Source organism: Blautia pseudococcoides (assembly GCF_001689125.2).
GTDB classification, from domain to species: domain Bacteria; phylum Bacillota; class Clostridia; order Lachnospirales; family Lachnospiraceae; genus Blautia; species Blautia pseudococcoides.
This window is the reverse complement of the sequence record NZ_CP015405.2, coordinates 705378-732067: the sequence shown is the minus strand read 5'-3', so window position 1 is coordinate 732067 and position 26690 is coordinate 705378. Positions and strand designations below refer to the sequence as shown.

Annotated in this window: 17 protein-coding genes and 1 CRISPR repeat array; of the genes, 1 reads left to right on the top strand and 16 read right to left on the bottom strand. The window is 45.9% G+C overall.

What is annotated here, in order from left to right; all coding sequences use genetic code 11:
- Positions 1–115: 115 nt before the first annotated feature.
- The gene (locus A4V09_RS03350) at positions 116–784 is read left to right on the top strand and encodes an MgtC/SapB family protein (RefSeq protein ID WP_065544612.1); all 669 of its coding nucleotides are present in this window, start codon (positions 116–118) and stop codon (positions 782–784) included.
- Positions 785–796: 12 nt separating this feature from the next.
- Here A4V09_RS03350 and A4V09_RS03345 read toward each other — a convergent pair whose 3' ends face one another.
- The 16 genes from A4V09_RS03345 to A4V09_RS03275 all read right to left on the bottom strand — a co-directional run bounded on the left by A4V09_RS03345 (position 797) and on the right by A4V09_RS03275 (position 26689).
- Positions 797–1609 carry a DNA-3-methyladenine glycosylase family protein gene (locus tag A4V09_RS03345; protein WP_065541098.1) on the bottom strand — a complete coding sequence of 271 codons (813 nt, stop codon included), beginning with the start codon at positions 1607–1609 and terminating at the stop codon, positions 797–799.
- Positions 1606–2478: a phosphatidylserine decarboxylase gene (locus A4V09_RS03340; protein WP_065541097.1), complete on the bottom strand. Its 873-nt coding sequence runs from the start codon at positions 2476–2478 to the stop codon at positions 1606–1608. The genes A4V09_RS03345 and A4V09_RS03340 overlap by 4 nt, the downstream gene beginning before the upstream one ends.
- Positions 2479–2497: 19 nt before the next feature.
- Positions 2498–3175: a CDP-alcohol phosphatidyltransferase family protein gene (locus A4V09_RS03335; RefSeq protein ID WP_065541096.1), complete on the bottom strand. Its 678-nt coding sequence runs from the start codon at positions 3173–3175 to the stop codon at positions 2498–2500.
- Positions 3176–3405: 230 nt separating this feature from the next.
- Entirely contained in the window at positions 3406–4443 is a 1038-nt protein-coding gene (locus A4V09_RS03330) for a lysylphosphatidylglycerol synthase transmembrane domain-containing protein (protein WP_065541095.1), read from the bottom strand.
- Entirely contained in the window at positions 4440–5153 is a 714-nt protein-coding gene (locus A4V09_RS03325) for a phosphatase PAP2 family protein (RefSeq protein WP_065541094.1), read from the bottom strand. Before A4V09_RS03325 ends, A4V09_RS03330 begins: the two co-directional genes overlap by 4 nt.
- Before the next feature lie 213 nt (positions 5154–5366).
- Positions 5367–6272: direct repeats of the CRISPR family, unit length 33 nt; unit sequence ATTTCAATCCACACTCTCCTCGCAGAGAGTGAC.
- A 334-nt stretch (positions 6273–6606) separates the two neighbouring features.
- Positions 6607–14178 carry an Ig-like domain-containing protein gene (locus tag A4V09_RS03320; RefSeq protein ID WP_065541093.1) on the bottom strand — a complete coding sequence of 2524 codons (7572 nt, stop codon included), beginning with the start codon at positions 14176–14178 and terminating at the stop codon, positions 6607–6609.
- A 146-nt stretch (positions 14179–14324) separates the two neighbouring features.
- Entirely contained in the window at positions 14325–15566 is a 1242-nt protein-coding gene (locus tag A4V09_RS03315) for a helix-turn-helix domain-containing protein (protein WP_065541092.1), read from the bottom strand.
- A gap of 87 nt (positions 15567–15653) precedes the next feature.
- Entirely contained in the window at positions 15654–18278 is a 2625-nt protein-coding gene (gene ppdK / locus A4V09_RS03310; RefSeq protein WP_065541091.1) for a pyruvate, phosphate dikinase, read from the bottom strand.
- Between the two features lie 241 nt (positions 18279–18519).
- Positions 18520–19437, bottom strand: coding sequence for an aldo/keto reductase (locus A4V09_RS03305; protein WP_065541090.1), 918 nt, complete (start codon positions 19435–19437; stop codon positions 18520–18522).
- Between the two features lie 87 nt (positions 19438–19524).
- Positions 19525–20274 carry a M20/M25/M40 family metallo-hydrolase gene (locus tag A4V09_RS26665; RefSeq protein WP_065541089.1) on the bottom strand — a complete coding sequence of 250 codons (750 nt, stop codon included), beginning with the start codon at positions 20272–20274 and terminating at the stop codon, positions 19525–19527.
- Positions 20275–20281: 7 nt separating this feature from the next.
- Positions 20282–20710 (bottom strand): hypothetical protein, encoded by a 429-nt coding sequence (locus tag A4V09_RS25120; protein WP_065541088.1) that lies wholly within the window; start codon positions 20708–20710, stop codon positions 20282–20284.
- Between the two features lie 10 nt (positions 20711–20720).
- Positions 20721–22016, bottom strand: a complete 1296-nt coding sequence (locus tag A4V09_RS03295; RefSeq protein ID WP_065541087.1) for an L-cysteine desulfidase family protein — start codon at positions 22014–22016, stop codon at positions 20721–20723.
- Positions 22017–22029: 13 nt separating this feature from the next.
- A complete protein-coding gene (locus A4V09_RS03290; RefSeq protein WP_065541086.1) occupies positions 22030–23529 on the bottom strand; it encodes a response regulator in 1500 nt (499 codons plus the stop codon).
- Positions 23530–23557: 28 nt separating this feature from the next.
- Positions 23558–24397: a carbohydrate ABC transporter permease gene (locus tag A4V09_RS03285; protein ID WP_065541085.1), complete on the bottom strand. Its 840-nt coding sequence runs from the start codon at positions 24395–24397 to the stop codon at positions 23558–23560.
- Positions 24394–25281: a carbohydrate ABC transporter permease gene (locus A4V09_RS03280; RefSeq protein ID WP_065541084.1), complete on the bottom strand. Its 888-nt coding sequence runs from the start codon at positions 25279–25281 to the stop codon at positions 24394–24396. The genes A4V09_RS03285 and A4V09_RS03280 overlap by 4 nt, the downstream gene beginning before the upstream one ends.
- A gap of 88 nt (positions 25282–25369) precedes the next feature.
- Positions 25370–26689: an ABC transporter substrate-binding protein gene (locus tag A4V09_RS03275; protein WP_065541083.1), complete on the bottom strand. Its 1320-nt coding sequence runs from the start codon at positions 26687–26689 to the stop codon at positions 25370–25372.
- Position 26690 lies beyond the last annotated feature (1 nt).

Here is a 26690-nt window from a genome sequence, read left to right as displayed (position 1 = left end):
TTTTGAAAACCTGCAAGGTAAGAAAGAAGATGGGGTGTTTTCTGGCCGGATGGAGCACTAGCTATTGAAATGATATTCTGTTATAATGGGTGAAAACAGAAACGGAGGGATTTTTATGGAATTCGTTCTACTTTACTTAAAATACCCACTCCGCATGATGGGTGCCATTCTCTGCGGTGCCCTCATCGGATATGAACGGGAAAATCAGATGAAAATGGCCGGTATCCGCACACACTCCATTGTGTCCCTTGCCTCTGCACTCATGATGATCGTATCAAAATACGGTTTTTTCGATGTCCTGTCCTCCCATATCAACCTGGACCCTTCCCGAATCGCCGCCGGTGTGGTCACTGCTATCGGCTTTCTGGGTGCAGGGGTCATCTTCACCCACAAAATGAACATCAGCGGCCTCACCACCTCTGCGGGTTTGTGGGCAACCGTAGGCGTAGGTATGGCTCTCGGTGCAGGCATGTATGTTCCCGGCATCACTGCTACGGTCATGATACTGCTTCTGCAGTTTTTCTTTCACCGGAATTTCCGATGGCTGAAATCCTCCAGCATTGAACAGGTAACTCTTGTCATGGAACAGGAGGATGACCTGCGCAGTATTCTGACCGATACCTTTCAGATGGATGAAGTAAAGATCACCAGTATGAAAGTAAAACGCCTGAAAGAAAACCAGGTGGAAGTGAAGCTCTTCGTTAAATTTCCGGACAGCTATGATATCTTCCATACCCTGGAGCTGCTCCGGAAAAATCCCAAAATCACTTCCATTGATCTATAGACAGATTTCCTTTTACGCGGCAGCTTTTAAATCATAATAAAACATGTACTGCTGCAGTATTCCTCCGCACCCTTTATATCGGTCATGGGGGAACCCTTTTGGATAGTGCGTTTCCAGAATTTTCTTCATGTGGGTATCCACAGGAAAGGCCTCTATATGATAAAGCCCGAAGAGACAGATACAGTCTGCCACTTTTCTGCCGATCCCATACTGCTTTACCAGTTCTCTGTGGGCAGTCTCATAATCTGCTGCCCGCAGCATTTCCAGGTCAAGGCTGCCATCTAAAACGGCCTGTGCTGTACGGAAAATGTATTTGTCCCTGTATCCAAGCCCCAGGGTGGAGAGCGCCTCCATACCGGCACGCACAACTGCTTCCGGTTTGGGAAAAGCATAATATTTCACGCCCTCCCCAGTGTACAGTTCTTCCCCCATGGTATGACACAACAATTCAATACTTTTTCTGATTCGTGATATATTGTTGTTCTGGGACACCAGAAAGGTCACAATCATTTCCCACAGATCCTGCCGCAGGATCCGTATACCCCATCCTTCCCGTACAGCCTCCTGAAGATAGGCATCCTCTTCATCCACAGATTTTTTGATCGCCCCATAGTCTGTGTGCAGATCCAGATAATCTTCCCAAATCTCCTCAAATTCTTTCTCTGCACAGGAAAAGAAAAACAGATCCCCCTTCTGTTCTATTTCCAGGTATTTTTCAAATGCCGAAACAGTATACACCCCTTCACTTTTTTGGGTCATACGGAAACACTGCCCGGACTCTGCGATCTGTCTTAAATCCAGGTCTGCTATTTTTCTCTTTATCATCTGTTGTCTGCTGCCTCCCCCAGCCTCTCTCCCATTTTTACAATTGTCTCATAACCGTTTTGTGTATTCACAAGCAGCCTCCTGTCAAACGCCACTGCATCCTTCTGAAACAACAGAATCACGGTGGAGCCGCCGAATTCAAAGCGTCCCTTCTCCTCCCCTTTTTTCACCTGGCATTCCTCGTGATAATTGGTGATCCGCCCCACCATGAGTGCCCCCACCTCCATCATAAGTACCACCTGAAAATGCCTGCTCTTAAGCAGAGAAAATTCCCTTGTATTCTCTTTATAGACAGGGCACACAGCATTAGCCGCCGGGTTCACCGTGTGAAAGATACCGGGTATTCTGATATTGATGGATTTTAAGCCGTCATCCACATAGCAATAGCGGTGATAGTCATCCACGGTCAGACGGAAGATGCATGCATATCCCCCCTGATACCTTCTTGCAATACGCCCTGAACGCAGCAGGGAATCCACAGTGTACTCTGTCCCCTTAATAGAAAAGCGTCTTTTCCCGTCAATGGGATAGACGCTCAGCTTTCCGTCACAGGGGCTAATCAGGGTATCTGCCTCTCCCTCTATTGGCCGATATTCTTTTTTAATCTGTCTTGTGAAAAAATCATTGTAGGAAGCATAATCTTTATTCTCATACCGTTCAAGATTGATACCCTGCTGTTTCACAAATGGTCTTATGAAAATTTTAGAACACCTTCTGTCCAGCAGCCAGCCCCCGGCCTTGGAAACCACAGGCTGGACCAGCACCTTTAAAGCCAGACGCCCTGCTCTTTTGGTATACATCCAATTTAAAAGTTTGTCCTGCCCGGAATCCCCTGTTGTAATACTGCCCTCTCTGTCTATGTACTTCATCCTGTCATCCTCCTATATATTACAGCTTCCGCAGCCACGGAAGCCACGGCCATCCATGTCTGAATTCAATGCGGTATCTGGTTCTGAGCAGCATAATACACAGGGCTGACGCCACCACTGCCACCAGCACCGCCAGTGTGGAATTCTTAGGCTTTTTAAACCGGAAATTTACCACAAAAAGGGTGCCTACCACCAACAGTGCCAGATGCAGACATATGACGAACACAAAATCTGACACAAAAAACTGGATCATAAACACCAAAGGCAATACCACAGCCATAGACGTAATGGGAAGGCCTTTGTAATATTTCTCCCCCTCCTCACTGACCAATGCCCCTTTCATTTCCATAACATTAAAGTAGGCAAGACGTATGACCGAGTTCACACAGTACAGGGCAATGATGACAAGTCCCACAGGTCCCCTCACACCCAGAAGATAACAAATCATAGCCGGAAACACGCCAAAACAGACCACGTCACACAGGGAATCAATCTGGATACCAAAAGATTTCTCATCCTCTGTCCTGTTTTTCATGGACCTTGCTATTTTTCCGTCAAACATGTCACAAAGTCCTGACAAAGCCAGGCAGAATACTGCTATTTTAAATCTGCCGTGTATCGCCTGCGTCATTCCGAATACGGAAGAAATCAAGCTTAAATAAGTCAAGATCACTGAATAATTATAAAATCCTATCATCTTTTTCTGTTCCTCTTTTCTTTATCCTTTCCGGTACACCAACCAGTCAGTCACTACACTGCCGATGCCGGATGTTTTTACCATACTGCAAGGCCTTATAAGGCTTATAACAGCGCAGCAGATGGACAAACGGGCCGTTCTGGAAGTGTAAAGTGTAATTCCGGCGGGATGGAGCATTTGTACAAAATGTGTAGGTATTGGCGCACAGAAGACATTCTGTCCACCGGAATTTATACACCGATGTCCAGAGCTTTTCGGCCAATGGTAAAATGCGCAGCCGCAGTCATACATGCGCTGAAAAGTAACTGCACGTAAAAAGCGATCCCCCTGCTCAAAACCATGCCGGGCAGCAGCAGGCTGCCCACAAAAACAGTTTTGAATATGATCAAAAACAGATTTTCACTGATTCCCATGCCTCCCGGCAATGGCAGCATATCCACAGAAACAGACACCACCGCCTGAAGCATGACCACATCGTAAATACTCGCTCCGTGAAGGCCAAAAGCCCTGTAAACGAACCATGTCACAAAAAACAAGGCAAATCTCTGCAGAAATGTGAGCAGCAGCACATGGACTATAACTTTTCCATGTCCTTTCAGGTAATCGGAAGTAACAGTATAATGATTCATGGACTCCTCCAATTTCCTGGTCCTCTCCTCCTTTTTCCTGAAAATCCGCACGCGTTCCAGAATCACCAGACCCTTCATCATAATAAATTTGGCAAGGGAAGGGCACAAAACCAGAACTGACATGGCAATACAGCAGAATACATTCAAGATCACCCCCAGATAAAATACGGGAAGAATTCCTTCCAGGTATTTATGTACAAAACCTCTCTGGAAAAATGCAACGAATAGGCCAATAAACACCAGCACAGATTTATAGGTGATGGTAACAATCATCAAAACAATGGTTGCCACTGGAATGGGGATTTTATTCTTCCTCATATAATAAATCTGCATGGGCTGGCCGCCGCTGGCGGACGGCGTGATGCAGCTGAAAAAGAACCCGATGCAGGAATATTGGAAACAAGTCCTCTTCTTTGTCATGATATTCAATGTGCCCAGCATGTAATGAATAATGATGGATTCGCCCCATATAAAAATGATCACACCCGATACAGCAGGGAGAAGATACCAGGGATTTACCCTTACAATGGCTTTCAGCACAGCATGCAGGTCTTCTCCGTGGAAGACACTGTAAATAGTTAAAATGAAAACAGCTGCCAGAAACAGACCGTTTCCGATTTTTTTCTTCTTACTTGTCAAACTTCACTCTCTTTCCCGCAGGTACTTTTTCTCCTGCTAAAAAACATTTCATATAATCTGTTAAACACCCTTTTAAAGAGTCTGTAAATATTCGTATGGAATGCAATGTAATAGGTGATTTCCGCTATGGCGATCCCTCCGAACACATCCACAATATAGTGCTGTTTGGTCACTTGGGTGGATACGCATACAAGAATGGCAAACAGGCAGGAAAAAAACCTGTACGCTTTGGGAACAGACTTCCTTCCGCGAATACCGATAAAACTAAACCAGCTTACCAGACAGTGGATGGACGGAAAAAGATTCGTCGGTGCATCCATCTTATATACAGCCTGCAATAAGCTCACCCAAATGCCGTCCCCGTTCAGTACAGGCCTCACATTGGTTGTGGGCAGCAATAAAAAAAACACACAGCAGACCAGTCTTGACATAATATCTGCCGCGGCAAAACGGACACAGTGTTCTTCACCCTGTTTCGCGATCAATATGTAATTGATAATCCAAAAAAGATAGCACCCCAGATAAACCGATACGAATCCGGGAATCAGAGGCACTGCCCTGTCAACAGGCAGCGTCAGGTCATAATGCTTCCATTCATCGGCGATCCTGGAAATCCCAAAATATACAATACAATTTACCGTCACACAGGAAAGCAGCGGAAATACTGCGTATGAAGGTATCCATGCATTCTTTTTTTGTTTGTTGTGCATAGTTTTCCTCCTTAATACATCTAAAAGGTATTATAACAGATTTCAGCAAATAGTCTAATAAAATTATCTTAATAACAATATTTTACTGTTTTATGCAAATAAAGATAACAGAGCACCTGCCGTCTTTGTCTTCGGCAGATGCTCTGGTAGAATGTTATTCTGTTCTTGTGAAGAGTGACCAGTTTGGAGGAACACTATCATATAATATGTAAAAATTCATTCAATACTCTCCTTGCAGAGAGTGACGTTTGCCCGAGTACAGATATTTACCTATTTACAAGAATTACAATCTACACTCTCCTTGCAGAGAGTAACGACATTACACTATGTTCCGCCTGCAGCCAGAACGATTTTAATCCACACTCTCCTCGCAGAGAGTGACCCTAGTACATGAAGCTGTACTTGCAATAGCGCAAATTTCAATCCACACTCTCCTCACAGAGAGTGACGAATGGGATTCGCTCTACGGTTACGAATGTATGATTTCAATCCACACTCTCCTCGCAGAGAGTGACGTTGGCTATTTGAACATGGCTTTATACACGAAACATTTCAATCCACACTCTCCTCGCAGAGAGTGACAAATAAAGCAGAGGCGAATGCTACAAAAGCAGGTATTTCAATCCACACTCTCCTCGCAGAGAGTGACTTCCTGATCAGGCTGCACTCTTCCCACTTCACCGATTTCAATCCACACTCTCCTCGCAGAGAGTGACCATGGGTATCTAACACATGGTGGACAGATATACCAATTTCAATCCACACTCTCCTCGCAGAGAGTGACGGTATCTTACACATTACTTGTGCAGGTATGCCTGAATTTCAATCCACACTCTCCTCGCAGAGAGTGACAAAGATTCAACTGGGCTATTGTATAGCATTATCTATTTCAATCCACACTCTCCTCGCAGAGAGTGACTTTACCGCCAGAAATACAGGCGGCAATGATAGAATTTCAATCCACACTCTCCTCGCAGAGAGTGACGCCGCTTTGGCTCGTCGCAGTACACTTCTCTTGATTTCAATCCACACTCTCCTCGCAGAGAGTGACAGGCAGACAAAGACAAGCCTGACAGCATATCTGACATTTCAATCCACACTCTCCTCGCAGAGAGTGACAGCAACATTTCACAAAAACCATAAGCCATTTTTGTGAATTTCACATAAATATTATAAGTTTTGTATATCTATTATTTTATTTTACCACAAATACTCCACTTTTTCCATCAAAATATAGGTGCGAATCCCCCCTGAATTTTATGTTCACTAGGCATTCGCACCTGATATCTACATTGAAAAATCCCCTGTATCTATATACAGAGGATTCTTCCTGTTATACAAAACTTTTTCGTGGAAGATATAAAGGCATTCTCCCTTTTGCCCGGCAGTTGTGAACGTAATCAACTGCCAGAATGTTTTAACATAATAGCGTAGTTTCTATTTTTGTTCCCGATTATGCCCTTTTTCTCTTCTTTAAAATGCTGATCACACACGCTAATATAGCAATCAGTGCAAGTGCTCCAACTCCCGCAAACATGCCAATTGGCGTTTCGTCTCCGGTTTTTGCAGAAGAGGTTCCTTTTGGGCTTCCTCCACGGGTGGATGGTTGTTTTCCATTATTGCCAGTGCCATTGTTTGTGTTACCTGACGGTGCTCTCGGTTTTTCCTTTGGTCCGGCAGTGACTTTTTCCAGCTGGCCCATTGCTGCTTCCAAAGCTGCTGCTGCTGTATCAATCTGCTCCTGTGTAGCTTTGGTGCTCTCATAGATGTTTGATGCATCGTCAAATGCTTTCTGGAATTTCTCCCATGTTATTCCTGTGTAATCATCTTTCTTCAACTGGGAAGCCTTATCTAAAAGTGTTTTTAAAGCAGATTTATCAGTCTTTTCTTCTGTTTCGGCCGGATGTTTTTTCAGCTCTGCCATTGCCTCCGCAAGCGCGGTAACCTCTTTATTTACCTCCTCCTGAGATGCATCTTTGTTGTCGTAAACAGTCTTGGCTTTGTTGAGTGAATCTGTAAATGCAGCCCATGCTTGTTCAGTGTAATCCTCTTTTTCCAGCTGCTCTGCCTGCCCAAGAACCACTTTCAGCGCGTCCTTATCCACTGTGTTCACTTCTTTCCGTGTAAGACCTTCATATGCATCCGATAAAGCCAGCTCTGCTGCGTCTATTTCTTCCTCTGTAAGACCTTCTTTGCCCTGCAGGCCCTTTGCTGCTGCAAGTGCGTTTGCATAGGCTGTCCAGCTTTCTTCTGTATAAGTTTCCTGAGAAGAGATATCTGCTTCATACTTTTCAATCATTTCTGCCAGTTTCGTTTCTAATGTCACCAGTTTTCCCAGCGCAAGTTTCAATGCCGCCAATGCACTGTCAACATCCAGCTGTGACGCCTCATCCTTGTCACGAACACTTATAGCTTCTGCCAATGCTGCTGCGTAAGGCGTCCAGGAATCGAAAGTATACAGCCCGGCTTCTTCTTCTGAAGGTGCATTCTCAATTCCCTCAATAAGTTCTGCCTTGTTAGCAGCATGGTCTGGTTTTTCTGTCAGCCCTGTCCTCGCTGCTACAAGATCAGCAATAACTGCATTCACAGCGTCCTCATCGTTAGAACCGATCAATGCTTTCGCTGCTGATAAAGCTTCCTCATATTCTGCCCAGCTCTCTTCTGTATAACTATCCTTGCTGCTCTCCGGAATCTCATTTTCTGCAATACCGGATTCCAGCACAGACTGGATAGTCACTAATTTTTCTTTTCCGGATGTAAATGCCGATTGCAACGCTTTCAGTACCTTATCAACATCCTCTTTTAATGCCGCTTTATTATCCAGCACTCCCTGTGCCTCTTCTTTAGCCTGCGCTGTTTCTGCCTCGTATTCACTCCAGGATGCAGCCGTATATATGGAATTCTGGAATTCGTTTACTTCGTCAACCAGTTCCTGAAGTTCTTTCTTGTCAACTGTGCTTTCCAGGGCCTCTATTGCAGTCATCAAAGCTTTAACAGCCTTGTCTATGGCTTTCTGGTCTGCTTCTTCCGTTCCCTGCGCATTCTTTGCTTCTTCCAGCGCTATTGAAAGAGCTTCCCAGGTTTCCGCTGAATAGTTCTCTTCCTTCAAAACACTGGCTGCCGCGATCAATGTGTCCAGCTTATCTGTATTTACCGCAGCATCGTCATGTGTCACTGCGATCCAGCTGAGCACAGGATCAGGATTTCCGGTTTTGCTGATGGTAACTGTGATCTTACCTGCATTTTCTTCTGTCACGGTAAATGTCCGGTTAACCTGAAGGTCTGTACTTGAATTATAAACAGTAAAGTCCTTTTCAGCTATTTTCTCGTCTCCTGAGGTGACCGTCATCCTTGACGGCCTGCTTGTATTCCACCATTCCTGGAATCCGGCAGATACCGTGTAGGTACCCGGTTCAAGATTAAACGCATATTCAATATTTTTTCCGGAGCCTGCCCACCAGCCATTTGAGAGATAGTCATCGCCGGAGTGATGTCCCAGATCATAGTTATCCTCATCCTGGGACTGCAAAACACCGGTATATCCGGCACCGTTTTCAACCGTGTAAGCGCTGTCCGGTACACTGTTCTTTAGTCTGCCAAACAGATTTGCGTTTACTGTATCAAAGTATTCGGATGTATCTGCACCGCTGTCAAAGAAGTAGATCAATTTAGGATTCACGATGCTGATATTATGTGTAAATTCCCTGTTTCCGTCAGTCAGGATTCCGGTCACTGTGGCAGCACCCAGTTTATCCTCAGCCAAATTACCCAAATCCCATGTCACATCTTTCTCAGCAGTAGCGCTTCCAAAATCTACTGTGACTGTACTTGGCAGGGATTCTGCAATTTCAGACACAGAGCTTACAACAGTGGGAAGGTCACTGACGATCTCAAAACTAGCCTTATTTTCCAGTTCATCCAATGTCCAGTCCGCATAGTCTTTTAACTGGATCTGATCGCCCGGAAGGAATTCAACCGGCAGCCATACATATCTGGAATCACTTAAATCTCCGCCTGTGTCCGGATTATACCAGCGGTCACCCATGTAAATAAATTTGCCGTTCTCTGCATCGACAGGGAATACGCAAGTGCTCTGGGTGTCAAAAGTCGTTCCCTTTGTATCGCCTACACATGGATCACCCATCACGGTCCATGGTCCCAGAGGATGGTCTGCTACGGCATACTGGGCCTTATTTGGTGCCCATCCCGTACATCCTGAGTTGACAATATAATATTTTCCTTTGTACTTAAACATTGCCGGTGCTTCTCTTGAAGCATTGATAAAGTTTCTCGTATAGTCGGATGCTGTCAGTTCTTCTACATCTTTGCCTGTACCCTCCACAGCCTCTTTAGGGTCTGCGATCAGGCCTGTATAAGACTCATTTAATTTTGCAATATACGTTGTCAGGTTTCCATCTGATGAATAAATAACATATCCCTGTCCTTCGTCATCTTTAAACAGGTTCATATCACGTACTGCACCGCCCGCATTATCCCAACTGTGATCAGCATCTTTACTGTCATGCAGCTTATAGGTTCCCAGCAGTTTAAATGGTCCTGCAGGATCGTCACTGATGGCAATGCCGGCCCTTGCTTTGCCGTAATCAGCATCACTGGCAGGGGTACGTCCATCTGCATGGAACCACATTACATATTTTCCGGTTACATCATTGTATAAAACTTTTGGCCGCTCAATAACAGTTCTGTCTTCAGCCAGATTCCAGTAAACCTCTTCCAGCTTACTGTTGTAGTTGTCTGTATCATCCGGGTCCTGGCCTTCATATTCACCATATAGTTTTTTGAAATATTCATCTGTCTCAAAGATAGAAAGGTCTGCTTTATACCCTTCTGTCTGATCTTTATCATAGTCTTCCTCAGATACAGGAATACTTCTCAGCACAACACCTTCGTCTGTCCAGTTGTACAAATCTGAAGAAGTATACAAATGTACCCCTACAACCGGGCGGTAACCATTTGTTTTATCTTCCCCGTACCAATAGTACTTGGTTTCCCCGTTGATCGTGAACTGCTGAATCTGTCCGCCGTGCGCCTGGATCTTATTGCCGTTGTTGTCAAAAAGCTGTGCTCCGTTTGTACCTGTAATAGAAGAATATGTATGAACTTCCTTCAGAGCATTGAATGCTTCTTCCAATTTGTTCAAAGCATCTTTGACCGCCTTTTGATCGGTTGAATTGTTCTCAACTAACGTCTGGGCTTCCTGCACTGCTTTATCAAAAGCTCCCTGGGTTGATTCGGAATAGTTGTGACCGTCCATAGCTGACTGATAGGATGCGATCACTTCTGTGATTCTGTCCGTTGTATATGCCGCAACGGCTTTGACAATAATATAACTGAGTATTGGGTCCCCATATTGGTTTGTACGTTTTGGACTGTGGACCATCACGTTCAGTTCTCCGTCTGTAACCTCTGTTTTGTATGTTTTTTCAATCAACTGTGATTTGGTCAGGGTTAGATCGCTTTCAACGGTGCCCCCTTCCAGCTTGATATCTACATTTCTTGTATCCCATGGATTTTTAAATCCTAATGTCACTGCATAATCGCTGTTTGCTCTGTCCGGGAGTTCAAATTTATATTTGAATCCACTGACATCTTTGACAAATGTGATGCCTGTATCTGCCATATAAATATAGCTGCCTGTAATATCCGCTGCGCTGCTGCCGCCGTTGACGATCCTTGAATTCTCATCATTTGGCTCGTAGCCCCAGCTTAAACCTGTATCGGCATCTGCTGCATACTGCTGGTCAACATTGGACTGATATAAGCCACGGATATAGCTGTCCGGTATAACAGATGCATCAGGAGTACCACAGTTTACCAAATACAGTACATAATCATTTGCCGCGATCTCTTCTTCTGTATATCCTGTGCCTAGTGCTTCCATAGCTTTTGTGATTACTTTTGCACTGTCATCAATCTGCTCCTGTGTTGCGGAAGACTTCAGAGCAAGGACTTTTCCTGCTTCTACTGCCTCATCCAGAACAGCCAGTTTTGATGCAGGGTACTGTCCTCTGTTCACTTCAGATGCTGCTTTCAGCGCTGCTTTTAATTCATCTAAATCCAAGATTTTCTGAATCTGGATAAAAGAAAGGGCCGGGTCCGGCTGTCCGGATTGTTTTTCAATACTGAACGTTACATTTCCGGTATCCTCACAGACCAAGTCAAACGTATCGGTATTCCACCAGTTGCCACCGTTCCATGTATTGGACGATCCAAGTTCTTTTGTCCCGTTGTTTTGTGTTGCGGATATTGTCATCTTACGAGATTTATTACTATCCCGCCACCATTCTTTAAAGCCAAAGGTAACTTTATAGGTTCCTGCATCAAGGGGGACTGTGTACTTGATGGACTGACCGGATTTTGCATACCAGCCGGTATCATATTCATCGTTCACATCACCATTGTACTTCCCGTACTCATCCAGATATCCCCATGAATCTTCTGTATATTCCTGATCCGCCTTTTCATTAAGAAGGTCCGCATACTGATCCATGGCTGCATATTTAGGTGATTCCGGGCTGTTGCAGTCAATAAAATAAATCATATTGGGTGCCACAACCTGTACCTTTGCTTTAGCTGTCAATGTTGTGCCTTCCACTGTACCTGTAACTTCTCCACTCTGGGTCAAGTCCACACCCTCAAGATTCCATGTTACTTTCTTTTCTGCGGTATTGTTTTTATTTGTAACAGTCTCCACTGTTTTTGGCAGTACAGCCGGAATACCTTCTATGGTGTATACGTTTACATCCTCGATCTTAGTAATCTCTTCTGCTGTACTATCATAAGTGACACCATCAACAATATATGTAGTAATGGAATTTGCTTTCAGTGTGGCAGTGATACTCTTTTTAGCCGTATCTGCGGTAATATCACCGTCTGAGGAAACGTCTGCCCAGTTTTCCCCATCTGCCAGAGAACCGCTGGTGCGAATGGCAGTCACATGGCCACCCATGGTACTGAAGCTGGATAGATCAAATTTCCATGTCTTGTCCTCGCCTGAAGTATTCACTGCTGCGACTATGACTTTTCCGCCTTCCGGGTCATATGCTGCCAGTGTATCGTCACTGGAACCAATGATCGTATAGCCCGGACGGATATATCTGGAAAGCTGTCCGTATGCATAATACTTTTTGGTAAGCAGGATATCTTTATTGTCGTGGTCACCTATGGCAATGCCCCAGTAACCGCTGTTCATATTAACTCTCTTATACAGCTCCTCCAAACTTGCATAATCAGCATCACTGCTGGTTTGAATCTCCTTGTCCACATGCATATCAATGGCATTCCAGAGAATCCATGCATTTGCGTTCAGTCCGTTTACATCCTTCATCATGGCTTTTGCCAGGCCAAGGGCCGCACTCATTTCACCTGCATTCGTTCCTTCTGTGTAGGCGCCGTCCACTTCTGACATCCACAGATTCTTTTCCTGGTCTTCTGCCAGGGCTTTCAACTCGGAACGTTTGGAACCTCCGTATGAATGGGTATCAATTCTTTGGATAATATTCTTTGCCTCATCAGAGAGCGCATTGTAGGAACTGATGGCTGTATCAATGCTTGTCTCATCTGTTCCTGAGATTATAATGTCAATCCCTTTTTTCTCCAGTTCTTCATTTAATGCCTCTATGATCTTTGACTGGGATTCTCCCTGGTCAAAATGGCATCCTTCCTGTTTGTTGCTGTACGCTCCCCAATAGTTTGTATATGGCTCATTCATAGGCGTTGCACTCTGGAATGTAATAACACCCTCATTATTCCAATGTTCGATCACATCTGCCATATAAACCGCAAACGCATGATAGGAATCCGTACGCAGGTTATCCTTGCTGGAATCCACTGCTCCTGAACTGCAGCCGCTGTTTGTCATAAAATACGGCGGGGAGTTGGAGAAGGCTTCTGCTATGAAATCTTCACCGCTGGCTTCTGCTGCCGCTTTTAAAATGTTTAGCTGGTTTACATCTGCATCCCAGTCATAATTCCACGCATAGCCGCACGCCTCATCAGCTCTGTCATATTCAGTCTCATACCATGATAACTCATGCTTGCTGGTATCAATCTTTGTCACATCTGCCGCATATCCCGGAACTGCGGAATCAGAACGGGTAATATGTGGGCTGTGAAGATATTCTTCCCCCTCCGGCAATGTACCTTCCTCACCGGATTTGATCACTGCCATCTTTACAAAATCCAGTGTCCAGTCATTTTTTCCTGCAATATTTATGGTGTTCTCTCCCGCTATCAAAACCACATCCGGAATTGTCACAAGAAACAGCAGATTATTGTTTCCTGACGCGATCAGATTACTGTTGATGGTATCCGCGTCAATTATATGATCCTCACTGTCATTCACCCGGATAGCCACGTCCCTTTTATTGCTGCCTGTCAGGGTCAATAACAGTTTTACCGTATATCTGCCTTCCTCTTTTGCATTGACTGTGTAGCGAAGATTATCCCCGTCACCCGGGTTATCTCCCAGCTTATTGATCCAGCCAATCGACTTAAAAGTCCCAACCTTATTTCCCTTTGTAATACCAAAATCAGCATCCGACACTGTATACTGCAGGTCCTTCATTGCTGAATTCTCACCAACTGCCATTTTACTTCCCGAATACTCCGGCGTATACCCTTCTGTTTCCAGATCGTAAAACTGTGCCTTTTCATTTACCGGCACTTCCGTGGGCACTCCCACATGGTCACCGCCGCCCACATTATAACGGCCAATGTTCATGTCCAGTCCCTTATCACTGAAGAACACTTCTGCCGCTTTATCTGTCATTGCATCGCTGTAGCCAATGCGGTTTGCCCACCAGCAGAGCGATGTTCCCCATCCTTCAAATTCACCGAGACCGTCTTCATTGGTGTCATGGAAGGTGGATGCGAGACTGGGCTGAAGCTTAACTGTCCTGTCCAGTTCTGCCGCAGACACCAGGTAAAGCCCGTTCATCGGTATGGACGTCAGGCAGAGTGCCACTGTGGATACCGCAGCAATTCCTCTCTTAAAACCTTTCATTTTCTTTCCTCCTAATCTCCTTTTCGGTACTTTCCCAAACACGGTTGAGAAGCATGACCTAATCACAGCCATGCTGTTACCTTTTATAATTATAAAGAAAAAAACAGCCAAGATATATCACATATCTTAGCTGTTAGTCACAATTCTTATTTCATTTTCCATTTTTTCCTATTTCCAAATTTCTTGCGGTATTCATTTGGACTTATACCCACAATCTGCTGAAACACTCTGGCAAAATGGCTCTGAGAACAGAAACCCAGATAAAATGCAATTTCCTGAACCCGGTAATCTGAATATTTCAGAAGATTCTCCCCTCTTCTGACCTTCTCCTGACGGATATAACTGGTGATAGTCATTTTTTCCTGGGAACTGAACAGATGGGAGAGGTAATCCGGATTCACCTGCATGTGCGCTGCGATGTCTGACACCTGTATGGTATCATGCAGGTGGTTGAAAATATAATCCTTGACCTGTCCAATCAGCGGATTCTTTCTAACATTCTGCTTTTCTCCTCCCCGGGTATTTTCCTCGTTTACAAGTCTGGCATAAAAATACTGGGACTCCCGCTTAAATGCCTCCACTTCCGGCACATTGTCAATTTCCTCCACCTGCTGTATAAAACTGTCCGCCATGGAAAATGATTTCTCTACACTGATCCCTCCCCGGATCGCAGCTCTTGAGGCCAATGTAATATTACCTACCGCCACATTTTTATGGGAGCGGAGAGGATCTTTTGCAAGGATTCCGATCTCACCCTCATAGGTCTCTGAGATACTTCGTTTCAAAGCCTCTGTATCTCCTCTCTCAATGCTGTCCAGCTCTCTTAGCTCCTGCTCATAGGGATTGTGCAGCCCTGCATTCTCCTGCCTCATGAAAATATCCTGAGATATACGGTTCTGGATATTTACGGTTGCTGAATAGTATCGCTGATTCTTCTGCCAAAGTTCAGCGGATGTCAGTTTCTGTCCCGTCAGATGCCAGTGCAGCAGCAAAATCCCTGAGACAAATTTATCCAGCGGGCACACGGGAGGGGTATATCCGCTCTTTCTTCCCAGTTTATATTCCCTGCGGAGCTGGAGCAGCGTTTCCTGACTCAGACGTCCTATGGTTACAGGCCCGGCAATCATTATGGCCCCCTCTGCCATGCCGCTGTCAAACACTGCGAATACCAGAACCTTGTCTGTTAAAATAACCGGATACTCTTTATTCTTCTTGGAAAATGCATTCTGCACCAATTCCGGATTTTTTTCAAAAAGAATTGTCTCTATCTCTCTGCCGCCAAATTTTTGTATCATTTCTTTCTGGTCAGCAAAGATGTAAAATGGCGCATGCATCATATTTACCATTTGTTCCAGAAAATACGGCTGAAACATTTTTTCTTCCCCCATTAAAACACCCCCGCACTTACATGCGGGGGTGCTTTCTGCTTGGACACAATACGCTTTCGCGCACATTTATTCTATTGGCAAAATAGATTATTTATTATTCAGCGCTGCCTGTGCTGCTGCAAGTCTTGCGATCGGCACACGGAACGGTGAGCAGGAAACGTAGTTCAGACCAACTTTGTGGCAGAATTCTACGGAAGACGGATCTCCGCCGTGCTCGCCGCAGATACCCATTTTCAGAGTGGGGTTAGTCTTACGTCCTTTTTCTGCAGCCATCTGTACTAACTGGCCTACACCTGTCTGATCCAGTTTTGCAAATGGATCAGATTCGTAGATCTTGCTGCTGTAGTAGGAGCCTAAGAACTTACCAGCATCATCACGGGAGAAACCGAATGTCATCTGTGTTAAGTCATTGGTACCGAAGGAGAAGAATTCTGCTTCTTCAGCGATCTCATCTGCTGTCAGAGCTGCACGAGGAATCTCGATCATGGTTCCTACATGGTAGTTGATGTATTCGCCTTTCTCTTTCATAACTTCCTCTGCTGTTGCAACAACAACATCTTTAACGAATTTCAGCTCTTTCTTCTCGCCTACTAACGGGATCATGATCTCCGGAACGATATCATATCCCATCTCTTCTTTTACTTCGATCGCAGCTTCGATCACGGCTCTTGTCTGCATTTTAGCAATTTCCGGATAGGTAACTGCCAGACGGCATCCACGATGTCCCATCATTGGGTTGAACTCATGCAGGTCATCACATTTAGCCTGTACTTCTTCTGCTGTCAGACCCATATCTGCTGCCAGTGCTTTGATGTCTTCCGGATCTGTAGGAACGAACTCATGAAGCGGCGGATCTAAATAACGAACTGTCATCGGGCGTCCTCTCAGGGCTTTGTACATAGCCTTGAAGTCTGCTTTCTGGAAAGGAATCAGCTCATTCAGCGCTGCTTCTCTTGCTTCCACATTGTCGGACAGGATCATCTTACGGATCTTCGGAATACGGTCCGGCTCAAAGAACATATGCTCTGTACGGCAAAGACCGATACCTTCTGCGCCCAGTTTTACTGCATTTTCTGTATCAATCGGTGTATCTGCATTGGTACGAACCTGCAATTTACGGAACTGGTCAGCCCATCTCATGATACGGCCGAAGTTTCCGCCTACAGAAGCTTCCTCTGTCAGAATATCACCTTTGTAGATTTTACCGGATGTACCATCCAGAGAGATGTAATCTCCTTCTTTGAATGTATATCCGCCTAATGTAAACCATTTCTCTTCTTCGTTGATCTTGATCTCTCCGCATCCGGATACACAGCATGTTCCCATACCACGTGCAACAACGGCTGCATGAGATGTCATACCGCCACGAACTGTCAGGATACCCTGAGCAGCGTGCATACCCTCGATATCTTCCGGAGATGTCTCCAGACGAACCAGGATAACTCTCTCGCCAGCTTCGTGAGCAGCTTTTGCTTCGTCGGCTGTGAAGTAAACTTTACCTGCTGCAGCACCGGGAGATGCCGGCAGAGCGGAACCGATCACTTCACCTGCTTTTAATGCTTCTGCATTGAAGGTAGGATGCAGCAACTGATCTAAGGATTTTGCTTCGATACGGCAAACAGCTTCTTCCGGTGTGATCATGCCTTCGTCAACCAGGTCGCAGGCAATCTGGATGGCTGCCGGAGCAGTTCTCTTACCGTTACGTGTCTGCAGGAAGTACAGTTTTCCTTCCTGGATGGTGAATTCCATATCCTGCATATCACGGTAATGGTTTTCCAGTTTCATAGCCAGCTCCATGAACTGTCTGTAGCATTTCGGCATGTCTTCTGCCAGTTTGCTGATTGGCTGCGGTGTACGAACACCGGCAACAACGTCCTCACCCTGGGCATTGATCAGGTATTCACCATAGATACCTTTTTCACCTGTGGATGGGTTACGTGTAAATGCAACACCTGTACCAGATGTCTCACCCATGTTACCGAATACCATTGCCTGTACGTTAACGGCTGTTCCCCAGTCTCCCGGAATGTCGTTCATACGGCGGTATACAATAGCACGCGGGTTGTCCCAGGAACGGAATACAGCTTTTACTGCTCCCAGTAACTGCTCTTTCGGATCCTGCGGGAATTCTTCGCCATTCATCTCCTCAGAGTAGATAGCTTTGAATCTCTGAACCAGCTCTTTTAAATCATCTACAGTTAATTCCGTATCATACTGAACACCCTTTGCTTCTTTTACTTCATCAATGATTTTTTCAAAGAAGGACTTGGGCACTTCCATAACTACGTCAGAATACATCTGGATGAAACGTCTGTAGGAATCGTATGCGAATCTAGCGTTTCCGGTTTTCTTAGCAAAACCTTCCACTGCGATATCGTTCAGACCCAGGTTCAGGATAGTATCCATCATACCGGGCATAGATGCTCTCGCACCTGAACGAACAGATACCAGTAACGGATCTTCATTATCTCCAAATTTCTTTCCCTGAATTTTTTCCAGTTCTGTCAGAGACTCGAAAATCTGACCCTGGATTTCTTCAGAGATTTTTTTGCCATTGTCGTAATAGTTTGTACAAGCTTCAGTTGTAACAGTGAAGCCCTGCGGAATCGGCATGCCTAAGTTGGTCATTTCTGCAAGGTTGGCACCTTTACCACCGAGCAGGTTTCTCATGTTGGCGTTTCCTTCACTAAATAAGTAAACCCATTTTGCCATTTTGAACATTCCTCCTAAAAGTAGTTGTATGACTTGTACAGAGAAGCGTATCCCCCTCTGCCGTATCACGCTGGCGGGCAGAGCCCGCACACAACCTATTTTAATCATTTTGGGAATATTAGTCAAGTAAGAATGGTGAAAATCATGAAAATTGGGGGTTTCTCATGTTTTTAAGGAAAAAGCAGCCCGAAATTCGTCATTTCGGACTGCTGCTATTGATGGTCCCCGGATTCTTCCTTTTTCATGGAAGCTGCTTTCCCGCAGCCATATATAAGGCATACCATTCTTCCCTGGTGAGGTGTACATCAGATGCCCCGCAGATTCCGCGCAGACGTTCTTTGCTGGTGCTGCCCACAATGGTCTGGATCCTGGCCGGATGGCGAAGGATCCAGGCAACGGCTATGGCATTATTGGTCACCTGGTATTTCCGGGCAAGCTGGCCGATCAGGCAGTTTAACTCCGGAAATTTCTCATTGTCCAGGAAAACACCCTCAAACATCCCGTATTGGAACGGAGACCAGGCCTGAATGGTGATTCCCTTCAGGCGGCAGTATTCCAGCACACTGCCGTCTCTGCTGGCTCCTGCATCATTGTGGACATTCACATTGATTCCGGAATCAATGATATCACAGTGTGCAATACTGAACTGAAGCTGGTCCACGAGGATCTTGCCTCCGCAGTAGTGGTTCAGCAGTTCTATCTGCATGGCATTCTGGTTGCTGACCCCAAAGCAGCGCACCTTTCCTGATCTCTCCAAAATCTCAAATGCCTCTGCCACCTCTTCCGGCTCCATCAAGGTATCCGGACGGTGCAAAAGCAGGATATCTATATAATCCGTATTCAGACGTGCCAGACTTTTATCCACAGATTCCAGGATATGTTTTTTGGAAAAATCATAGCAGATCCCGGGACGGATGGCACATTTTGTCTGCAGGATCATCTTCTCTCTGATGCCGGTATCTATCGCCTGCCCAAAAATCTGCTCTGCCTCCCCTCCGGCATAAATATCCGCATGATCGAAAAAATCAATCCCACAGTCCATGGCTGTATCAATAAGACTTCTGACCTCTTTTACCGAGGACAGGCCCGTAATCCTCATACAGCCCAGCCCTATCTCTGATGCATTTATCTTCCCTTTTCCAATCTCTATTCTCTTCATTGTTATTCCTCTTTCTCTCTTTTCCTCTGACTGCACCTGTTATTTTGAAATTAGCTGCATTATTTCATTGGCTGCTGATACTTGGTATCACAGCGCATTCAGTTTCTGTAATGCTTGCACGTAGATTTTCACTGCTGTTTTCAGATTGCTGACCGACTGGGCCTCGTCCGCACTGTGGCAGTTTCCGTGTCCCATGGGCAGCCCTGTTTCCTTCCGGTCAAACTCCAGGCCAGGGCCAAATCCCACTGCGTTTGGTATCTTTCTGGCATAGGTCCCTCCTCCCATGACATAGGGCTTCTTCCCGTCTTTCATGACTTCCTCATAAGCCCGGCTAATACAGGTGACAAAAGGAGTATTTTTATCCATGTAAGAGGGTGCGTTGTCCTCAAAACTGCGGATGGAAAAACCGTATTTCCCGGCTTCGTTTTCCAGTTGTCTCCAAATTTCTTCTGCTTTTGCAGTGACAGGATAGCGGATATCCATCTCCAGAACGGCCTTTTCTCCCTCCATTCTCACCACAGTACCCGATGCTGTCAGCACACCGGAGATTTCATCCTCACAGTCTATGTTCAGTCCTTTTCCATATCCATTCCCGCAGGCTTCTTTCAGGAATTTCAGCACCCTTTTCTCCTTATCTGAGAGTATATTTTCTTCCTGGTTTCTGCAAAGTATCCTCTCTGCCAGAATGCCCAGGGCATTTTTTGCCCCCTGGGGAAACGCTGCATGACCGGAAATCCCCTCTGCCTGTACCTTCTTCCACTTTCCTTCCGGGGACCGGATTTTTGCGCACGCATATGCCGGGATGCTGTTAACTGCACTTCCCCCCCATAGGACCATATTTCCGTCAAGTTTCTCCGATACGATTTCCGCTCTGCAGATTCCTTTTTCCCCATAACACACCGGAAATGCGCAGTCCGTCACAAAAGAGACTTCCGGAGCCGGGTTTTCCTTTAAATATGAAGCAACATCCTCCATATCCTGTCCCCTCCGGCACCACATCCAAATGCCCCCAGATCCCTATTTTTTTTGTGCCGTCTCCATACCGGATCACCGCACATTTATCCCGAAATGAGTGGCATGAAAATCCATATCCTCCGGCAATTTCCAGCATCCTGTGCAGAACAGCTCTGCACGTTTTTCCGTAAGGCGCACTTCCCTCCTGTTCCCCCGAAACACTGGGAATCTTCACCAGGGAAGTGATGTCCTCCACCATGGCATCTTCTTTCTCCGAAAGCCATGCTTCCAGTTCACTGTCTGCTGCCCCACCTCCCATCACATCCTCCTTATATTTTCTGCTTTTCCAGCATCAGATCAAGTATGATACGGTTTGCATCCTTCATACCCCAATTGCCCAGAATCCCCAGATTTTCCAATGTCTTTTCCGCGTTTATGTGGACGATTCCGTCATGGCTGTCCGCTCCGCTTCCGTTCAGTGCCATATTGGCCGCTCGCACGGCAGACTGGACGGCAGTGGCTATTTTCAGGGCACAGCCCGGTTTTGCCCCGTCACAGACAACACCGGAAATATCGGCCACCATGCTGTTGACTGCCCAGGTCATCTGCGCATAAGTGCCGCCCAGCATAAAGACAATGCCGCATGCCACGCCCATGGCAGAGGAGATAGAACAGCCGCAGAGAACGGAAAGCCGTCCCAGATAATGTTTGGTATGTACCGTAAGTAAAATACTCAGGGCTAAAGCACGCAGGATTTTCTCCTCCTCCATCCCCAGTTTTTCTCCAATAGCTGCAATGGGAATGGTTGCTGTCAATCCCTGGTTGCCGCTTCCGGCTGCACTCATCACAGGCTTCTCGCATCCCGCCATCCGGGCGTCCGCCGCAGCTGCTGTCATGGCTGCCGCATAGTTGGCTGCATCCTGACCTACGAGTCCGTTCTCTGTTCCATCCATGAGATTTTTCCCCACCTGAAGACCATATCTGCGGTTGATCCCTTCCAGGGCGATCTCCCGGTTCATCCGGATAACCTCCCTTAAAAATTCCAGGTTTTCCAATTTGACGCGTTCTGAAAAATCAAGGATTTCCTCCAATGTGACCGTATAAGGCTCCTTTGCGGACTCTCCTTCTTTCTTCTTTTTCCGCTCCTTCTGATAGAAGATCATGCCGTTTTTTTCCACATAGATAATATTCTTATGTGTTTCCGCTGTGACTGCTTTTGCTGTCTCACCGCCTGCCTGCACCCGTACTTCTATGTAGACTTTTTCCTCTGTGGGAGCAAGTTCTATCCGTACTTTTCCCTGCTCTGTCAGAGACTTTGCCATCCTTTTTTCCTCGGCACTGATCTGGCTTAAAATCATCAGTTCCTTCTTAGGGCTGGCGGATAATGCCCCCAGAGCCACTGCAATATCCAGCCCTGTCATACCTATTCCCGGAATTCCCACATTCATGGCATTCTTTAAGATATACTGGCTTGTCCTTACAGTGATCTCCTCCGGTATCTGCCCCAGGCATGCTGCCGCGCAGGCCGCTGTCAGGGCGGCTGCTGCAGGCTCTGTACATCCAAGCGCCGGAGCTATCTCCCGGTGAAGCAGACTTTGATAAAATGCCCTTCTGCTCTCCTCCATATTCTGTCCTCCGCTAATTTCCATCTGTTTTTTGACACCTGTATTTCTTTGGTGTCATCCCTATCTCCTGTTTAAATATCCGTATAAACTGGGACGTGTCATTATACCCAACCATAGACGCGATATCCGTGATCGAGTAAGTATCTTTCCCCAAAAATTCTCTCGCTTTTTCCACGCGCAGCCGGCGGATATACGCGGAATAACTGATACCTGTTTTCTCTGTAAAGAGATGACTTAAATACGCAGCATTCATAAAAAACACCTTTTCCGCCAGCATCCGGATGGATATATCCAGGTGGTAATTTTTCCGGGCATATTCCTTCATGCCCTGGATAATGTCTTCTCCTTTTAAAGTTTGTCCGTTAGGACCGCAGGTGCAGTATTCCTCTGCAGCCTCTAAAAGCCTCTGTTTCATCTCCTCCATATGGGAGAAATCTATGAGCCGCAGTCTGGGGATGGGCCTGCCAGCCGCCTGATGGATCAGCACGGCTGCCTGTGCAAGAAATATCTCCAGACTGTCCACATGGATTCTTCCTTTTTCCTCCATATGTCGGAATATCTCACACAACGCAGACTGTATCTTATCCCTGCTCTTTTTCTCCAGGGAAATCTGCAGATAGTTCTTCTGTTCCTCTGACATTTCATACTTCACTGCTTTTATTCCGGCGATCACACTGTACTCCAAAAGATGTTCATCACTGTAAATCTTATTCTCCACTGCCGCAGTGGCCTGGGTAAGTGCGCTTTTCAGTTCCCCTGGCGCCTTACATTCCGCGCTTATACCCAGATAGCAGTCATACTTCTCCTCCAGAAGTTTCTGTATGATACGTTTCTGCCGGAACCGGCTCTGTCCGTCAGCCTCCATAACAAGCATCCAGATATCCTTCTCAAGCTCTATCAGACGAAAAGCTGTCCATACTTCCTGTCCGTATATGTTGTGGAGCCAAAGCATGAATTCCTCCCGGTCAGGATATCTTCTCCCGGCAAACCAAAGAACCAGCACCTGATATTTCCAAAAGACTTTGCCAAACATCCGCTCTGCCAGCAAATCTTTTCCTGTTTCCTCCTCCTGCACACTCTGGGCAATGAATCTGGTTACCATATCCTTTCCCGAGAACATAGCCTGCTCTTTTTTTCTTGTATTCTGCTGCCTGAATTTCACTATAAATTCTTTCAGCTCGGCGTCCTCTATGGGCTTCAGCAGATATCCCTCCGCCCCAAATTTTATGGCGGATTTGGCATAGGCAAAGTCTGCATAGGCGCTGACCATGATAACTTTTGCTTCCGGGTTCTCTTTCTTTATCTCTTTGAGCAGTTCCAGGCCATCCATCTTAGGCATACGGATATCCGTGAATACCAGATCCGGTTCTTCCTGTCTGAAAAGCTCCATGCCCTGCTCCCCGTTCTGAGCTTCCAGAATGTGGAATTCCCGCCCGAAATCCAGCTCCAAAATCTGCTTTTTCATAGACTTTCTGGCGTAAATTTCGTCCTCTGCAATCAGTATTTTCATCATCTGCGCATACCTTCTTTCTGAAAAAAGTTTACCCCTTCACAGAACCGGCTGTCAAACCTTTTATAATATGTTTTTGTCCCATACAGTACACGATCAGCATGGGCAGCATGGACATCAGATAAGCGGTAAAGGCCATGGTATAATTAAAGGAATATTCCGTTTTGAAATTATACTGGAACAGCGGAAGCGTCCAGATTTCCTTGGAGCGGTTCAGTATCAGCAGCGGAAGCATAAAGTCATTCCAAATCCACAGAAGATCCATGATCAGCAGCGTGGCCAGCATAGGCTTCACCAGGGGAAGGACAATGCGAACGTAGGTCTGAAACACATTGCATCCATCCATATAGGCTGATTCCTCAATCTCAAAAGGCAGCCCTCTGATGTAGTTTACAAACAAGAATACGCCCTGGGTCAGACTGTATGCCGCGTAGAGAAGAATCAGCCCCTGACGGTTCAGCATGTTGAGATTTGTCATCAGTTTCGTAACCGGAAGCATGATGACCTGGGAGGGGATAAAGAGTCCCATAAGCAGATAATAATACACCCCTTTGTAATACTTCCTGTTAAAATTTCTGGCTATAGCATAGGATACTGAGGGAACCAGGATAAGAATAAGCCCCACGGATACAGCGGAAATGATCAGCGAGTTTTTCGCAAATACCCAGTAATTATTGTTCTGGAAGAGTTCCTTAAAATTGTGCAGATTCAGCCCTGACGGTAGGGCAAAAAAGTCTTTTCCGGCCTCCTCCAGCGTTTTAAAGGAGTTAATAACAACCAGATACAAGGGAAACAGAATAAGAAAAAGTCCCATAAGAATTAGGAGATTTCTGAGAATGATCCATCCCATACCTTCTTTTTTTACTTTCATTCCTGGACTCCTCCTTTACTGGTAAGCTTTAACTGCGTCAGGGAAAAGACAGCCACTACTAAAAAGAGTACACATGCCTCTGCATTTGCCATGGAAAAACGCATATTTTTAAACGCATCATTATAAATCAGGATACCGATCACTTCTGTGGACCGCACCGGGCCTCCTCCTGTCAACGCAAAAGGAAAGTCAAAGGACGTAAATCCCTGTTTGATCATCAGCACCAGATTTACGGTCAGCGTTGGCACCAAATACGGAAATGTCACGAACCGAAACCTCTGTAAAGGGGTGGCTCCATCCATTTTGGCTGATTCATACTGTTCATCCGGAATCTGCTGCAGACCTGCCACAAAAATAACCGTGGGAAGCGCCACAGCCTGCCAGATATGTACAAACACCACAGCCGGAAGGGCGGTCTTTCCTGTCATAAGAAGACTCTGGGACAGCCATCCAATGCCCAGCCCCTGGCCAAGCAAGGGCACCACTCTGTAAAAAAGCTGGTCCCAGATGAGGGCAATGGTGATTCCTCCGATCATTGCGGGAACAAAAAATACAGATTTGGTAAAGGTCTTAAATTTTTTCAGTGAATTCAGTGATAAAGACAGTGCCAGGGAAAGGGTTACAACCCCCGTCACCAAAAGAATACTGTAACACACTGTTGTTTTTAAAGAACCCCAGAAATTAGGATTTTTGAACAGGGATATATAGTTCTTAAACCCTACAATATGAAATGTGGTGGACATCCCATCCCAGTCTGTAAAACTGTAGCGGATACCATTTATTACGGAATATACATAAAAGAAGCTGTATAGGACCACCGGTATCAGCGTAAAGCCAAAATAAATCCATTTCCCGGAGCCTTTTTTCTTCCATTTTGTCTCCATTCTTCCAACCCCCTTATAAAATACTCAATTTTTTGTAAAGGAAACGGCAGGCCCATGCAGGCACTGCCGTTTCTCTGCATATTCCGTCCTATTCCGCAGATGTGATAGCAATGGATTCATCCATCTGCTTCAGATAATTATCCACGTTTTTCTCACTCCAGAAGCCTTGGGTCACATTATAAAGGTCTGTCACCACGTTGTTGTCAATGGTGGAGGCCATCCAGTCATGCACCTGTCCGTCAGAGATCAGCTCCAGCATCGGCTGTACCCCCTCATCTTTATGCACCACACCGGTAATACAGGAAGGCGCGCCCTCCGCGTCACAGAAAAGCTGTGCATTTTCCGGCTGTGCCAAAAATTCCAGGAATTTGTAAGCACCGGCTTTTTCTTCCTCGGAGGCTTTGGCTGAAATGCAGACAGCTGCGTCAATGCCGGACAATGTATTTGTAGTCTCTCTTGTGTCATTTGGAAGAGGGAAGACTCCCAGCTTCAAATCCGGATTGGCGATCATAATGGTGCCGCGGGCATAGGAACCGGTGATACACATAGCGTACTGCCCGTTGGCAAAGTTCTCATAGCACTGCATGTCTGAAAGTGCCAGTGCATCCTCATTACTGTGGTCCAGAAGGGTAAGCATTTTCTCCGCAGCTTTTTTGAATCCTTCATCTCCTTCAATCTTCCCTTCCCCTGCTACTGCTTTCTCGATGGTCTCCACACCTTCCGGGTCAAAAGCAACCGTACAGCACTGGAATGTGTGCCCGACACGTCCGGGATCTTTTCCGTGAAGCCCAAGAGGTGTCACCCCTTTTTCCTCCAGGGCATTGCATACACTTACAAATTCTTCCCATGTTTCCGGCACTTCCAGATTGTTTTCTTCAAAGATTTCCATGTTGTACCAAACACCCATATAGTTGCGGCTGAATGGAAGCGCATAATATTTTCCGTCCTCCTGCTTTGTCATATCCAAAGCTGACTGCTCCACATTTTCCAGAAAATCTTGTTCTGACAAATCCTGCACATACCCATTAGCCACCTTCTGATGAAACTGGAGCTGTGTGGGGAAGTCCGTGAAAATCACCGGTATATCACCGGATGCCACACGGGATGTAAGAACTGTGGGCGCATCGGGAACGGTATTCATCTCAATCTTAATATCAGGATTCTGTTCATTGAATTTGTCTATAATATTCTGGTATCCTACCTGGGCGGCTTCCTCTGATTTCTGCTGGAAAAACTCCAGTGTCAATACATCCCCGCTGCCTTTCTCCTTGCTCTCTGCCTTGTCCTTGGCCTCTTCTTTTTTGCTTTCCCCCTGTGTGTCACTGGCCTCTTTTGCGCCGCTGCTGCAGCCTGCCAGACTGGAAACCGCCATTGCTGCACACAATAAAACCGCTAATTTCTTTCTCATG

What these genes read in the sequence shown, in the direction of transcription:
- A4V09_RS03350 (WP_065544612.1), top strand. Translation starts at nt 116, where the DNA reads ATGGAATTCGTTCTACTTTACTTAAAATACCCACTCCGCATGATGGGT.
- A4V09_RS03345 (WP_065541098.1), bottom strand. Translation starts at nt 1,609, where the DNA reads ATGATAAAGAGAAAAATAGCAGACCTGGATTTAAGACAGATCGCAGAG.
- A4V09_RS03340 (WP_065541097.1), bottom strand. Translation starts at nt 2,478, where the DNA reads ATGAAGTACATAGACAGAGAGGGCAGTATTACAACAGGGGATTCCGGG.
- A4V09_RS03335 (WP_065541096.1), bottom strand. Translation starts at nt 3,175, where the DNA reads ATGATAGGATTTTATAATTATTCAGTGATCTTGACTTATTTAAGCTTG.
- A4V09_RS03325 (WP_065541094.1), bottom strand. Translation starts at nt 5,153, where the DNA reads ATGCACAACAAACAAAAAAAGAATGCATGGATACCTTCATACGCAGTA.
- A4V09_RS03320 (WP_065541093.1), bottom strand. Translation starts at nt 14,178, where the DNA reads ATGAAAGGTTTTAAGAGAGGAATTGCTGCGGTATCCACAGTGGCACTC.
- A4V09_RS03315 (WP_065541092.1), bottom strand. Translation starts at nt 15,566, where the DNA reads ATGGGGGAAGAAAAAATGTTTCAGCCGTATTTTCTGGAACAAATGGTA.
- ppdK (WP_065541091.1), bottom strand. Translation starts at nt 18,278, where the DNA reads ATGGCAAAATGGGTTTACTTATTTAGTGAAGGAAACGCCAACATGAGA.
- A4V09_RS03305 (WP_065541090.1), bottom strand. Translation starts at nt 19,437, where the DNA reads ATGAAGAGAATAGAGATTGGAAAAGGGAAGATAAATGCATCAGAGATA.
- A4V09_RS26665 (WP_065541089.1), bottom strand. Translation starts at nt 20,274, where the DNA reads ATGGTCCTATGGGGGGGAAGTGCAGTTAACAGCATCCCGGCATATGCG.
- A4V09_RS25120 (WP_065541088.1), bottom strand. Translation starts at nt 20,710, where the DNA reads ATGGGAGGTGGGGCAGCAGACAGTGAACTGGAAGCATGGCTTTCGGAG.
- A4V09_RS03295 (WP_065541087.1), bottom strand. Translation starts at nt 22,016, where the DNA reads ATGGAGGAGAGCAGAAGGGCATTTTATCAAAGTCTGCTTCACCGGGAG.
- A4V09_RS03290 (WP_065541086.1), bottom strand. Translation starts at nt 23,529, where the DNA reads ATGATGAAAATACTGATTGCAGAGGACGAAATTTACGCCAGAAAGTCT.
- A4V09_RS03285 (WP_065541085.1), bottom strand. Translation starts at nt 24,397, where the DNA reads ATGAAAGTAAAAAAAGAAGGTATGGGATGGATCATTCTCAGAAATCTC.
- A4V09_RS03280 (WP_065541084.1), bottom strand. Translation starts at nt 25,281, where the DNA reads ATGGAGACAAAATGGAAGAAAAAAGGCTCCGGGAAATGGATTTATTTT.
- A4V09_RS03275 (WP_065541083.1), bottom strand. Translation starts at nt 26,689, where the DNA reads ATGAGAAAGAAATTAGCGGTTTTATTGTGTGCAGCAATGGCGGTTTCC.